Raw genomic sequence first — 12,674 nt, 5'->3', positions numbered from 1 at the left:
CAACCGGCCCTTCGCGGGCGGCGACCTCTTCAGCCGCGTCCGCCGCCTGCCGCTGCCGTCGTGGGCGGCCGAGATCGGCGCGGCGAGCTGGGGACAGATCCTGCTGAAGTACGTGCTCGCCAATCCGGCGGTCACCTGCGCCATCCCCGGGACACGGAACCCCCGCCACGTGCTCGACAACCTCGGCGCCGCGCGCGGGCCGCTGCCCGACGCCGCCCAGCGCCGCCGCATCGTGGAGGCGGTGGCGGCCGCCTAGAGCCTCACCCCCAGACGGAACCGTCTGAACGGGAAAATGAGGCTCTAGGTCAATAACTTGAGCGCGTGCGGATCCGAAAACCGGTTCCCACTTTTCGGAACGCGCTCTAGTCCTTCTTCCCCAGGCCCGGGATCCTGGACAGCAGGCTGCGCTTCTTCTTCGGCGCCTCGGCCTGCGCCGGGACGCGAGCCGGCTCGGGCGCGGCGGTGGTGGCCTGCGCCGCGGCGGTGGCCGTGGGCGGGGCCAAAGGTTCGGCCGCCGCCACCGTCTGGACGCCGAGATCCTGGTCGCAGCGCTTGTCCCGGGTCCGGTCCTCGAAGACCGTCGCCGTCAGCACGGGCTGCGCGCCCGGCTTGGCCGTCGAGACGAACACCGCGAGCGCCCGTCGGCCGGGCAGGTTGCAGAAGGTCTCCCGCGAGGCCCAGGCGCCGGCCTCCCAGCGGGTGCGGGCCGGCGTGAACAGCTCGGCCCGCCGCTTCAGCGCCGCGAGCACCGCTTCGCGGATCACCACCGGCTCGCCCGCAGTCACCCGGACGGTGCAGCTGACGGGGTCCTTCCCGCGGCGGATGGTGACGTCGTCGCCGTCGATGTCCTCCACGGGCGCGGCGTCGATCACGGCGGCCAGGCAGGCGCCGACGGCCGAGCGGGCCTCCTGCACCGGTTCGGCGGCGGCGGTCCCGGCCGCGAGCAGCAGGGGGACAGGGAGGCTCAGGGCGAGCGCGAGGGCGGTCGAGCGCATCGGGCTCCGTTGCATGGTGTTCGCGGCGGGGATGTGGCGGTTCCGGGGCGGCGCGCTACGGGAGGCGAGCCGGGGTCGGTATGTAGGTCTTATGGCAGCCGTTGCAGGCGTTGTAGACCTGATCGCCGCCCACCAGGAACGCTGCGTCCATGTCCTTCGCGCGCGCGGCGGCCTCCCCCTTCTCGCCGCCCTCGATCATCAGCCGGGCGAACTCGTCCCAGCGGCCCGGGCGGGAGTGTTTCAGGAGGTCCCGCCCGCCGGCCTGCAGATCCTGCGCGCCTTTCAGCGCCGCCGCCCAGCGCGCCTCGGCCTGCGCCGCGGTCTCGCCTTCGGGCGGATCGTTGCCGCCGGCCCAGAACGCCAGCGCCGCCGGGTTCACCTTCGTCGCCATCAGCGCCTGGACCGCAAGGTCGTGCGTCGTCACCTGGGCGACGGCCGCGCCGGCGGCGAAGGTCGAAAGAAGGGCGAGAAGCGTGCGGCGCATGGCCCGACCCTACCGGCTGGCTCCGCCGCGTCCAGCCTCCGGCGCCGGCCGGGGATGCGCTCCGGGCCACATAGGCTAAGCTTGGCCTCGGGACTTGGGGGAACGTCATGGATCGTCGCGAACTGGGCGTGCTCGCCCTCCTGGGCTTCGGCGTCTGGCTGGGCGGGGCCGTGACCTTCCGGCTCGGCGGCGCCGTCTTGTTCGAGAACGGACCCCTGGTGCTGGCCGCCGCCGCGGTGAGCGTCGCGATCACGGTCTGCCTCCTGCTGCGCTCGATCATGAACTGGCGCGGGACCCCGCCGCGCCACGCCGTGACCGCCGCCGTGGCGACGGCGCTGCCGGGGCTGTTCGGAGCCGTCGCCTATACGCTGGCGTTCGCGCCGATCACCGGGCTTTCGCCGGTCAACGCCGGGCCCTATGCCGCCCTCATCCTCTTCGGCAACGCCGCCATGCTCATGTATGCCGTGGTCGTCCAACTGCGCGCAGAGGGCGGCGGGGCGTGATCACCTGACGGTCTCGGTCTCCTTCGGCGCCGAGACCTTTCGCGTCTTCGCCTGGGCCTTCGGCTTCGGCAGCAGCCGGAACCGGGTCTGACACCACGCGAAGTCCACGCCCACGTCGATCAGGGCGTCGGAGCGTCCGCAGGGGCAGGCGTAGTCCATCACGCCCATCACCCGGTAGGTCTCGCCCGCCTGCAGGGGCACGGGGCGTCCCGTGACGTGGTTCGGCGCCGCGTTGACGCAGAGCACCAGGTCGCCGGGGCCGATCGCGTCGCTCATGGCTTCCATCCAGGTCCTGCCCGATTGTAACGCCGCGGCCGCCGGGGACAAAACCCAGGCTCGTCAGCCCCTCAGGCGCCGGATCAGTTCGACCGTCTCGCGCACCCGCTGCTCGATGCCCGCGTAGTCGCCGGCCTCCAGCAGGGCCTTGGTGACCAGGTTCGAGCCCATGCCGCAGGCGACGATGCCGGCGTCGAACCAGGGCTTCAGCGACGCCTCGGTGGCGTCGACGCCCCCGGTGGGCATGATCTTGGTCCACGGCATCGGACCCAGGACCGCTTTCACGAACTCGGGCCCGCCCACCGTGCTGCCCGGGAACAGCTTGACGATCTCGCAGCCCAGTTCGTGCGCCGTGCTGATCTCGGACGGCGTCGCACATCCGGGCGAATAGGGGATCATGCGGCGGTTGCAGAGCCGCGCCACCTCGGCGTTCAGCACCGGCCCCACCACGAAGTTGGCCCCGTGCGCCAGATAGACCCCCGCGGTCGGCGCATCCACGATGGAGCCCACGCCCATGATCACGGTGGGGTCCACCTTGGCGAAGTGGCGTGTCACCTCGCGGAACACATCGGCGGCGAAGTCGCCCCGGTTGGTGAACTCGATGCACTTGGCCCCGCCGTTGGCGCAGGCCTGGATCACGCCAGCGCAGACCTCGGGATCCGGATGGTAGAAGACCGGCACAACCCCCTGATCCGTCAGGGCGTTCAGGGTGACGAGGCGGTCGCGCGGCATCGGAGACTCCAGGCAGAGGCGGCCGACTCTACCGCACCCGCCACGGATGCGCCCACCCCTCCCTCCGGGCGCGGGAACGGGGGCGGCCGAGATGGAGGCTTACCCCCTCTCCACCACCCGTTCGGAGCCTGCCCTCTCCCGCCTCAGAAGCCGCCGGGGACGCCGCCGGCCGGGGTCGGGGCGCCGCCGGCGGCGTTGCCGCCCCCGCGCCGCCGCGGCATCAGCTTCATCGCCGCGTCGAGCTCCTTGCGGTCGACGCCGCCGTCCTTGTTGGCGTCGATCATGGCGAAGTACTTGCCCAGGTTCTCGCCCATGTTGCCCTTGAGCTCGGCCTTGGTGAGCTTGCCGTTCATGTCGTCGTCCATGACGCCGATCATCAGGCCCGCCTGCATCAGCTTGTCGTTCTCGGGCTTCTGGTTGGCGACGGTCTCGTCGGTCCAGCGGTAGTGGAGGTAGAGCGCGAGCATCTCCTCCGAGGACTGCTCGCCCCAGCGCACCTCGACCTTCGGGTCGGGATTCGAGGGGTTGCGCTTGGAGTTGTCGAAGGTCCAGCGGGTGACCACCTTCGAGCCCGCCGGGATCTTGAGCGGCTCCTTCAGGAAGTACTCGTACTGCCACTCGAACTCGTAGCGCGGCAGCGACAGGAGCCGCTGCTCCTTGCCGTTCGGGTAGATGACCGAGACCTGGACCGAACCGCCGCGATGGTGCGCGTGCGGGGTCAGGCCGTAGAGCACCATCTCCTTGGGCACATCGATGTAGGCGCTCTCCTGGTGCCACTCCGCCCCCGGCGGGATCACCAGCGAGAAGTCGAAGATGCCGAAGGTGCGGAGCACGTACTTCGGCTCCTGGCCCTTGGGATAGAAGTAGAGGCCCATCTGGGTCTTCTCGACCGTCTCGCGGCCATAGGGCGTGTAATGGTTCTGGAAGGCGATCCCGCCCGACGGGGGCACCCAGGTGCCGGTGTCCTTCGGCGAGATGTTGGAGCCGCGGCCGGGGCCGTAGCCGCCCAGCGAGGCGCCCCACTGGCTCTCGCTGGCTGTGGCGCCGTGCTTATGCTCGCCCTCGACCACGCCGGTGAGGATGTGGTGCACCACCTGCCGGTCGGTGACGCGGAAGGTGGTCGCCTTCATCCAGCGGCCTTCGGTCAGCACGCTCGGCACCACCGGGCGCGTATAGTCCATCACCCCGGTGGCCGGGATCTTGATCTCGGGAATCTCGACGATCACGTCCGGCTTGCCGAGCGGCCAGTCCGGCGCCTGGAACTTGATCTTGGCCAGCGGGTCCTCGCCCTTGCCGCGCGGCGCGCCGGCCTCGACCCAGTGCACCAGGGTCTTGATCTGGTCGGCCGACAGGCGGTCGTCGTCGGCGAAGGCCCCCACGGTCGGGTCGGCCAGGTACGGCGGCATCCGATGGGTGCGGATCACCTCGCGGATCATGGGCGAGAAGCCCTTCACCTGCTCGTAGCTGTTCAGCGCCATGGGGCCGATGCCACCGGGCTGGTGACAGGTGGCGCACTTCTTCTCGATGATCGGCGCGATGGTCTTGGCGTAGCTGATCTTCTCGTGCGCCTTGCCGCGTTCGGGGAACGGGATGGCGCCGCCCGTCGCGGTGCGGACGACCGTGCCGCCCTTCTCGCCGGCGATGACGCCCTCCAGCGCGGCCTTCGCCCCATCGACGGGGCCGCGATAGGCCACGGTCCAGGTCTTGGGATTGATCACGAAGACCTCGGCGGCGCGCGTCACGCCCAGGCCCTCGCCGATCAGCTGGTTGTAGTCGAACAGGATCGGCATCTCGATCCCGGCCGCCTTGGCCTCGGGGATCACCTTCTCGCGGGTGTCGCCCAGCTTCGAGTTCACCATCATGAACTCGACGCCCCTTGGCGCGTAGGCCGCCTTCAGCGCCATGTAGGCCGGCGCGTCCTTGCGGATCGTCGCGTCGCCCGCCGCGTGGGTGATGATCACCACCGCCGGCGCATCGCTCATGCGGTAGAGCTGGCGCGCCAGATAGTGCTGGTCGGGCAGCACGAAGTCGTCGACCGGCTGGGCCGCCGGCGCCTGCGCGCCCGCGCCGGAGGAAAGGCTCGCGCCCACCAGCGCGGCGGCCGCCAGCGACGCCGCAAGCGCCACGCGTCGCGCGGTCTTCGAAGTGATCATTCCCGGTCCTCCCCTAGCCCTCGTTCCGCCGCCGTCGGAACAGCCGGCCGCAAGGTCTGGGGCAGGGTTCGCTTGACGGGGCGTCGGGACACTTACGATATACAGTGGATCATAACGGAAGCCTCGCACGCCATGTCAACCAGCGTTCTGGACGCCCGCGTGGTGCGCAGCCGCGAGGCGCTGCGGCAGGCGATGATCGACCTCGCCGCCGAGCGGTCCCTCGAGGCGATCACGGTGCGCGCCATCGCCGCGCGGGCGGGCGTGGGCTATGCGACCTTCTTCCGCCACTACGCCGACAAGGAAGCGCTGCTGGCGGACGTCGCCGACATGCTGACCCAGGCGTTCCTCGGCCGCGTGCGGCCGCTGCTCCTGGCGAAGGACCGCCGCGGCGCGGCGCGCTCGCTCTGCGCCTTCGTCGAGGACAACCTGCCCATCCACCGGGCCCTGATCGCCGGCGGCGCCGGCGAAACGGTGCGGACCGGCATGCTGCGCCAGACGCTGGAGACCATGAGCCGGGCGCGGGCGTCGTCGCCCCGCGGACCGCTCGACGACCTGCTGCTCTTCCACCTGGTGTCGACGATCCTGAACCTGCTCGCCTGGTGGCTGAACCACTTCGAGGACGTGGACGCCGACACGATGGCTGAGATGATCGAGCGCGCGGTCCTCACCCCCGTGCACGGTCTCCGCGCCGACCCGCCGCAGGGGCTCCTGCCCAGCGCCTGAGAGGCAGACCGGTGGGAGCTAGTCCGTCGGGGGTTCGTCCGAGGCTGCCTCGGCCGGGAGGGCCTGGGCCGCGACCTGGACGGCCGGGAGCGGGACCGCGGGCGGCGCGCCGGCCGGGATCGGCGCCCTGGGAACACGCTTCAGCGCGACGGTCATGAAGCTGCGCCACATCTCGGACGGCGCCGTCGCCCCGCTGATGCGGCCCATGGGCCTGGCGTCGTCGCGGCCCATCCAGGCGCAGCTGGCGAAGTTGGCCGTGTAGCCGCAGAACCAGGCGTCCTTGTAGTCCGACGTGGTGCCCGTCTTGCCCGCCAGGTCGTAGCCGGGGACGTTGGCGCGTCCGCCCGTGCCGGCGGTCATCACCGTGCGCAGCATACGGTTGAGGTCGCTGAGCGCCGGATTGGCGACCGCGGGCGCCGGGGCCGACGGCCGCTTCTGGTAGATCACCTTGCCGCCCTGCCGGATCCGCTCGATCCCGTAGGCCTGGACGCGCTGGCCGCCATTGGAGAAGGCGGCGTAGGCCTGGGTCATCTCGAGCGGCGACACCAGCGTCGTGCCCAGCGCCATGGCCGGATCGGTGTTCACCGCCGACTGGATGCCCACGCGCCGCGCGGTCGCCGCCACCGCCGGCCGGCCCACCTCGTCGGCGACGCGCGCCGCCACCGTATTGACCGACCTGGCCAGCGCCGTCTCCAGCGTGATGGGGCCCAGGAAGACGCCGGTCTCGTAGTTGCTCGGCGACCAGCCGGCGATGGTGACGGGCTCGTCGGTCACCGGCGTCTCCGGCGTCCGGCCCTGCTCCAGGGCGGTGAGGTAGACGAACGGCTTCCAGGCCGAGCCCGCCTGCCGCCGGGCCGAGACGGCCCGGTTGTAGGGCGCGCGCGCGTGGTCCGTGCCGCCCACCAGGGCGCGGACCCGGCCCTGCCCGTCCACCGCGACGATCGCCGCCTGCTCGGCGGACTGGGCCTTGTGGGCGGCCACCACGGCGCGCGCCGCATCGCCCGCCGCCCGCGACATGGCCTGGTCCAGCGTGGTCTCCACCGTGAGGTCGCGGCTGAGCTTCGGCATCATCTGGCGGACCTGCCCGTCCACCCAGTCGACGAAGTACTGGGACGCCCCGTTCGGCGGCGTCTTCCAGACGCGCGGCTTCTGCGCCTTGGCCTTCGCGGCCTGGGCGGCGGTGATCACCCCGGTCTCGACCATCACGTCCAGCACCAGATTGGCCCGCTCCAGGCACCGTTCGGGCTGTTCGATCGGATTGTAGTTGGTGGGCGACTTCAGGACGCCCGCCAGCATGGCGGCTTCCTTGATCGAGAGCTTCGCCGCGGGCTTGTTGAAATAGCGCTGCGCCGCGGCTTCGTAGCCGTAGGCCCCGGCCCCGAAGTAGGCCCGGCTCATGTACATGCCCAGGATCTGGGGCTTGCTGTAGGCGCGCTCCAGCTGGACGGCGTAGGCGGCCTCGATGGCCTTGCGCTCCAGCGTGCGGTCCTGGTTCAGGAACAGCAGGCGCGCGGTCTGCTGGGTGATGGTCGAGGCGCCGCGCATCCGGCCGCCGTCGAGCGCGCCCACGATGGCGCTGGCGACGCCGCGCGGATCCACGCCCGCGTGTTCGTAGAAGCGGCGGTCCTCGATCGCGATCACGGCGCCGGGCACGTGCTTCGGCAGGCGGCTCACGTCCAGGGGCGGGGCGTAGCGGCCGCCGCGCACGCCGATCACGGCGCCGCTGCGGTCGAGGTAGGTGATCTGTGGCGGGCGCTCGATCGGCGGCAGGCGCGGCAGGTCCACGCCCCCGATCGACAGCTGCATGGCGGCGGCGAGGGCGATCAAGGCTAAGGCTCAGCTCCCCACGAATGCGGTCGTCCGGAGCCTGTCTCCCCCCGTCACGCGTCCACGCCAAGATAATTCCCGGTAATGCGGCGCGAGTACGTCACTTTCGGACCGCGCCTGCACGCGAACTGCACGCCCGCCGCGGGCGCGGCCCTACGCCTCCACGAAGATCTGGAATCCGCCGTAGATCATTCGCTTTCCGTCGAAGGCCATCTCGGTGTTCTTTAGCCGTTCGTCGGCCATGACCTTGGCGAGAACGGCGTCGCGCGCCGCCCGGTCGGCGTAGGTGATGTACGAGAAGACGACCACCTCGTCGTCCTGCGCCATGACGGAGCGCGGAAAAGAGGTGAGCTCTCCATAGGGCGTGTCGTCGGCCAGCGCCTCGACGTAGGAGAGCGCGCCGTGCTCCATCCAGACCTGGGCGCCCAGGGCCGCCTGCGCCTTGTAGGCGTCGAGCTTGGCCTTCGGAACCGCCAGAACGAAGCCGTCCACGTAAGTCATGTCATCCTCCATCGCGATGGTGTGGCCCAAGGACGTGCGCCCCGCCCGCGTCCCGACAATCAGGCAACCTGTTTCTCCCGGCGACGGTTGCCTGTGCGAGGGCGGAAGGTCACCTTGGGGCCCAGGATTCGGCAGGGAGATGGCCCGGGTGGCTGAAGGCATAAGGCGCCGCCGGCGGGTGAAGATCGTGGCCACCATCGGCCCTGCCTCGTCGAGCCCGGAGAAGCTCGAGGAGCTCTTCCGCACGGGGGCCGACGTCTTCCGCCTCAACTTCAGCCACGGCGCCCAGGACGACCACGCCGCCGTCGTCGACCGCATCCGCCGCATCGAGAAGAAGACCGGCCGCCCCATCGGCATCCTCGCCGATCTCCAGGGCCCGAAGCTGCGCGTCGGCCGCTTCGCCGGCGGCGGGGTCGTCCTGCAGTGGGGCCGCAGCTTCCGGCTCGACCTGCAGGAGCGGCCAGGCGACAGCCAGCGGGCCCAGCTGCCGCACCCCGAGATCATGGCCGCCGCAGGGCCGGGATCGCTGCTGCTGCTGGACGACGGCCGCATCCGGCTGGAGGTGACCCGCCAGACGCCGGAATTCCTCGACACCCGCGTCATCGTCGGCGGGCGCCTCACGGACCACAAGGGCGTGAACCTGCCGGGACTGACGCTGCCCATTCCCGCGCTCACGAAGAAGGACCGCTCGGACCTCGCCTTCGCCCTGGAGCACGGCTGCGACTACATCGGCCTGTCCTTCGTCCAGCGCCCCGACGACGTGGCCGAGGCGCGCGAGCTGGTCGGCGACCGGGCGTTCATCCTCTCGAAGATCGAGAAGCCGGGCGCCCTTGCCTGCATCGACGACGTGCTGCGGCTCTCCGACGCCATCATGGTGGCGCGCGGCGACCTCGGGGTGGAGATGCCCGCCGAAGAGGTGCCCCTGCTGCAGAAGCGGCTGATCCGCGCCGCGCACCGCTTCGGGCGGCCCGTGGTCGTGGCGACGCAGATGATGGAGAGCATGATCGAGAACCCGGCGCCCACGCGCGCCGAGGCCTCCGACGTCTCGACCGCGGTGTTCGACGGCGCCGACGCCGTGATGCTCTCGGCCGAGAGCGCGGCGGGCAAGTATCCGGTGGAGACGGTGCGGATGATGGACCGCATCGTCGCGCGCATCGAGGAGGACAGCGACCTCAAGGCGGCCCGCACCGGCATGCGGCCCAAGCCCGAGAAGTCGTCCGCGGACGCCATTTGCGCAGCCGCCCGGCAGGTGGCCGAGACCATCGAGGCCAAGGCGATCGCGGCGTTCTCGCTCTCGGGCCGCACCGTGATCCGGATGTCCCGCGAGCGGCCGGACACGCCGATCCTGGGCCTGACGCCCAGCCTGCAGACGGCGCGGCGCATGGCGCTGGTTTGGGGCGTGCACGCCCTGACCTCAGAGGCCACCCACACCATGACCGAGACGGTGTCGCAGGCGGCCGCCCTGGCGCGCCAGTCGGGCTTCGCGCGGCGGCGGGACGAGATCGTCGTGATCGCAGGGGTCCCGTTCGGACGCTCCGGCGGCACCAACTCGCTTCGGGTGACGCAGGTCACCTGAGGCCGCCCCGCGCTGGCCTTTTCCGGCGGCCGTGCCAAGCTGTGTCCAGGGGGAATCCGACACGTGCGACGGCAGAAGGTGCTCGTGCTCTACCTGGCGAATTCGGCGCTCGACGCGCCCGTGGTGGCCTGGTCGATGTACGACGGAACCGGCGAGACCTTCCGGATGGCCGGCGATCAGGACGCGCCGCCCTACCCCACCGGCCTCGCGGCGCTGCGCGACGGCTGGCGCCTGTTCCAGGCGTCGCAGCTCAATCCGCACGCGCGCGGGGAAGAGTTCGACCTCGCCTATCTGAAGTACGAGTTCTGGTTCGAACAGCTCGTGGAGATCGCGCCATGACCCTGCTGAGCTCGGTCGAGGTCGCCCGCTTCGTGGCGCGCGGCTTCCTCCGCTTCGACGCCGCCGTGCCCGCCGACATCAACGAGCAGTTCATGGCGGAGGCCGGCGCGGTGCAGGCTGCGGCCGAGGGGCGGCGGGTGATGCAGGTCTATGCCCAGACCCTGGCGGGCAGCGGCATCCCCGAGGCGCCGCCCGGGCGCCCCCTGACCGACACCTATCCGGCGGACAGCGCGCTGGGCCGCCTGATGGCGCTGCCGCGGGTGGCCGGCGCGTTCCGCAGCCTGCTGGGCGAGGCGCCGGTCTTCGACCACCACTTCCTGCACATCACCTTCCCGCCGGCCTACTACGAGGCGGGCGGCGCGGAGAACGTGTCGCAGCACACGCACCAGGACTCCACCATCGACCCGCGCCTGCGGTTCGACGTCCAGCTCATGTACTACCCGCACGAGGTGACGGCCGACATGGGCGGCACGCGCTTCGTGCCCGGCACCCACCTGCGCAAGGTCTCCGAGGTCGCCGTCGGCCGCTACCAGAACATACGGGGCCAGCAGCACATGGTCTGCCCGGCCGGCACGCTGCTCTTCCTGCACCACGGGCTCTGGCACGGCGGCGGGGTCAATCGATCCGACCGCACGCGCTACATGTTCAAGATCCGCGCGAACGCCTCCGGATCCCAGGTGCGCCAGTGGGACGCGTCCGACCTGAACGGCCCGCCGGCCCCGCGGCCGATCTTCTTCCGCAAGGCCCCACCCGCGCCCGACACGGTCGAGACGATCCTGATGACCCCCGAGCCCTGGTTCGAGCAGGACACGGGGCGGCTGGAGTTCGTGAACCGCATCAAGCTCTGGCGCTACCTGACCGGCGAGGCGGACTACGACGCGGACTACTGGCTGACCCGGCTCGAGAACACCGCGGCCTGAACGCGATTGACGGGGCGCGCGGCGCAGCCTCAGCCTGGGTCATGGCGCTCGTCATCTATGGATCGGCCCGCTCGCGTACGATGCGTACGCTCTGGATCGCGGCTGAACTGGGTCTCGAGTACGAGCATGCGCCGCTTGAATGGAATTCCCCCGCGCTGAAGTCGCCCGAGTTCCTGGCGTTGAACCCCGCCGGCGCGATTCCGATGATCGTGGACGACGGGGTCGTGGTCGCCGAATCCATGGCCATCGCGCTGCACCTCGCGCAGCGATACGGCGACGCAGGCCCCGAGCCCCTCTACCCGCATGGTCCGCAGGCCGTCGCCGACGTCCTGCGATGGAGCTTCTGGGCGCAGGGCCAGCTCGAGCCGTGGGTCCAGCAGGACGAGCGGCTGGCCGGCCTCCTGGCGCAGGCGGGCGAGGCGGCGGACGCGGAAGTGGCGCGAAGCCTCGGCGTCCTCGAGCGCGCCTTGACCGGGCGATCCTGGCTGGCGGCCGACCACTTCACCGTGGCCGACCTGAACGTGGCGGGCGTACTCTCGCCGTCGCGCGCCCGCAGGATCTCGTTCGAGCGAAACCCCGCCGTCGCCGACTGGCTGATGCGCTGCCACACCCGACCGGCCGCGCAGGCCGCGCGGAGCCGGCACGCCGCGGGTTGACCCCGCCCGCCGGCTGGCGCCACGCTCTGCCGTCCACAGGAGTCCGGCATGCGTCTCGTCCTCTTCGCCGCCCTGGCGCTTGTCGCCGCGACGCCGGCGCTTGCACTGACCGTCTCCGGGACGCCCGCGCGCCCTGCGGACGTGGCGCAGCACCTGAAGCCGGCCTCCGGGCCCGCAGCGTCGCTGCAGGACAGCTTCGCAGGCGCGGGCCGCCCGACCGCCGGACTTTCCGGACCCCCGGCCCACGGAGACGTCAGCTTCGGCTTCGGACCCGTGCGGGCCACCGTCACCTCCGCCCCTTCGCCGGCGCCCCGGGCGGATCGGCGCGACACACCGGCGCCGCTGTCCCTCGCGCCGTACGCACCGCGCCGCTGACGACTCGGCGCTCGGGACTTGTGCAGATCGTCCCGGCCGACCACTGAGGGCGGACGATGACGTCGACGCCAGAGCCCGCGCCGCCCGAGGCCCCTGCCGCATCCGCGCGACGCCGGTTGGGGGCGCTGATCTATCGCGGCGTCGGCTGGACGGCCGTGGGACTGGCCACCGCCGGGGTGTTCCTCCCGATCCTGCCCACCACACCGTTCCTGCTCGTGGCCGCGTGGGCCTTCGCCAAGAGCTCGCCCGAACTGGCCGAGCGGCTGCGCAACCACCCGCGCTTCGGAGCCTTCCTGCGCGACTGGCAGGAGCGCGGGGCGATTCCGATCAAGGCGAAGGTCACGGCCATCGTCCTGATGACCGCCAGCTTCGGCATCGTGGCCCTGACGACGCGCAACGCGTGGGTCCTGGCCGGCGTGGGCGCGACCCTGAGCGCCGTCGCCGTCTACCTGGTCACCCGCCCGAACGCGTGAGCGGGACCAGCGCACAAACGAACGGCCCCGCATCGCTGCGGGGCCGTCTGGATCTTGGGTGCGGGGACAGGATTTGAACCTGTGACCTTCAGGTTATGAGCCTGACGAGCTACCGGGCTGCTCCACCCCGCGGCAAACCTG

At 71.3% G+C, this 12,674-nt stretch carries 16 protein-coding genes and 1 tRNA gene; 9 read left to right on the top strand and 8 right to left on the bottom strand.

The window, feature by feature from the left end:
* A partial coding sequence (locus tag JNK30_RS16190; RefSeq protein ID WP_293483711.1) for an aldo/keto reductase occupies positions 1–256 on the top strand: 256 nt, incomplete at its 5' end.
* 106 nt (positions 257–362) lie between these two features.
* Here the strand turns inward: JNK30_RS16190 and JNK30_RS16185 are convergent.
* Entirely contained in the window at positions 363–995 is a 633-nt protein-coding gene (locus JNK30_RS16185) for a hypothetical protein (protein WP_293483709.1), read from the bottom strand.
* Positions 996–1,050: 55 nt separating this feature from the next.
* Positions 1,051–1,479, bottom strand: coding sequence for a hypothetical protein (locus JNK30_RS16180; RefSeq protein WP_293483707.1), 429 nt, complete (start codon positions 1,477–1,479; stop codon positions 1,051–1,053).
* 107 nt (positions 1,480–1,586) lie between these two features.
* On the opposite strand from JNK30_RS16180, the gene JNK30_RS16175 reads away from it, so the two are divergent.
* A complete protein-coding gene (locus tag JNK30_RS16175) occupies positions 1,587–1,982 on the top strand; it encodes a DUF5367 family protein (protein WP_293483705.1) in 396 nt (131 codons plus the stop codon).
* Here the strand turns inward: JNK30_RS16175 and JNK30_RS16170 are convergent, their stop codons facing one another.
* The 3 genes from JNK30_RS16170 to JNK30_RS16160 form a co-directional block, all read right to left on the bottom strand.
* Positions 1,983–2,258 (bottom strand): hypothetical protein, encoded by a 276-nt coding sequence (locus tag JNK30_RS16170; protein ID WP_293483704.1) that lies wholly within the window; start codon positions 2,256–2,258, stop codon positions 1,983–1,985.
* A gap of 63 nt (positions 2,259–2,321) precedes the next feature.
* Positions 2,322–2,990, bottom strand: a complete 669-nt coding sequence (locus tag JNK30_RS16165) for a bifunctional 4-hydroxy-2-oxoglutarate aldolase/2-dehydro-3-deoxy-phosphogluconate aldolase (RefSeq protein ID WP_293483703.1) — start codon at positions 2,988–2,990, stop codon at positions 2,322–2,324.
* Between the two features lie 143 nt (positions 2,991–3,133).
* The gene (locus tag JNK30_RS16160) at positions 3,134–5,143 is read right to left on the bottom strand and encodes a redoxin domain-containing protein (protein WP_293483702.1); all 2,010 of its coding nucleotides are present in this window, start codon (positions 5,141–5,143) and stop codon (positions 3,134–3,136) included.
* 132 nt (positions 5,144–5,275) lie between these two features.
* Here JNK30_RS16160 and JNK30_RS16155 point away from each other — a divergent pair, with 132 nt between their 5' ends.
* Positions 5,276–5,866, top strand: coding sequence for a TetR/AcrR family transcriptional regulator (locus JNK30_RS16155; protein WP_293483700.1), 591 nt, complete (start codon positions 5,276–5,278; stop codon positions 5,864–5,866).
* A gap of 18 nt (positions 5,867–5,884) precedes the next feature.
* Here the strand turns inward: JNK30_RS16155 and JNK30_RS16150 are convergent, their stop codons facing one another.
* Positions 5,885–7,693: a transglycosylase domain-containing protein gene (locus JNK30_RS16150; RefSeq protein WP_293483698.1), complete on the bottom strand. Its 1,809-nt coding sequence runs from the start codon at positions 7,691–7,693 to the stop codon at positions 5,885–5,887.
* A 153-nt stretch (positions 7,694–7,846) separates the two neighbouring features.
* Positions 7,847–8,194 carry a DUF1428 family protein gene (locus JNK30_RS16145; RefSeq protein WP_293483697.1) on the bottom strand — a complete coding sequence of 116 codons (348 nt, stop codon included), beginning with the start codon at positions 8,192–8,194 and terminating at the stop codon, positions 7,847–7,849.
* A 139-nt stretch (positions 8,195–8,333) separates the two neighbouring features.
* Between JNK30_RS16145 and pyk the strand changes: the two genes are divergently transcribed.
* The 6 genes from pyk (at position 8,334) to JNK30_RS16115 (ending at position 12,533) form a co-directional block, all read left to right on the top strand.
* A complete protein-coding gene (pyk, locus tag JNK30_RS16140; RefSeq protein WP_293483696.1) occupies positions 8,334–9,770 on the top strand; it encodes a pyruvate kinase in 1,437 nt (478 codons plus the stop codon).
* A 63-nt stretch (positions 9,771–9,833) separates the two neighbouring features.
* Positions 9,834–10,109 (top strand): hypothetical protein, encoded by a 276-nt coding sequence (locus JNK30_RS16135; RefSeq protein WP_293483694.1) that lies wholly within the window; start codon positions 9,834–9,836, stop codon positions 10,107–10,109.
* Positions 10,106–11,029, top strand: coding sequence for a phytanoyl-CoA dioxygenase family protein (locus tag JNK30_RS16130; protein WP_293483692.1), 924 nt, complete (start codon positions 10,106–10,108; stop codon positions 11,027–11,029). The genes JNK30_RS16135 and JNK30_RS16130 overlap by 4 nt, the downstream gene beginning before the upstream one ends.
* Positions 11,030–11,070: 41 nt before the next feature.
* Positions 11,071–11,685, top strand: a complete 615-nt coding sequence (locus JNK30_RS16125; RefSeq protein ID WP_293483690.1) for a glutathione S-transferase family protein — start codon at positions 11,071–11,073, stop codon at positions 11,683–11,685.
* Positions 11,686–11,733: 48 nt separating this feature from the next.
* Positions 11,734–12,060: a hypothetical protein gene (locus JNK30_RS16120; RefSeq protein ID WP_293483688.1), complete on the top strand. Its 327-nt coding sequence runs from the start codon at positions 11,734–11,736 to the stop codon at positions 12,058–12,060.
* A gap of 56 nt (positions 12,061–12,116) precedes the next feature.
* On the top strand, positions 12,117–12,533 hold the full coding sequence (locus JNK30_RS16115; RefSeq protein ID WP_293483686.1) for a YbaN family protein: 417 nt from the start codon (positions 12,117–12,119) through the stop codon (positions 12,531–12,533).
* A 55-nt stretch (positions 12,534–12,588) separates the two neighbouring features.
* Here the strand turns inward: JNK30_RS16115 and JNK30_RS16110 are convergent.
* Positions 12,589–12,665, bottom strand: a tRNA-Met gene (locus JNK30_RS16110).
* Between the last annotated feature and the right edge of the window lie 9 nt (positions 12,666–12,674).

The organism is Phenylobacterium sp., assembly GCF_016793225.1.
Taxonomy (GTDB): Bacteria; Pseudomonadota; Alphaproteobacteria; order Caulobacterales; family Caulobacteraceae; genus Phenylobacterium.
This window is presented reverse-complemented; position numbering and strand designations above follow the sequence as displayed.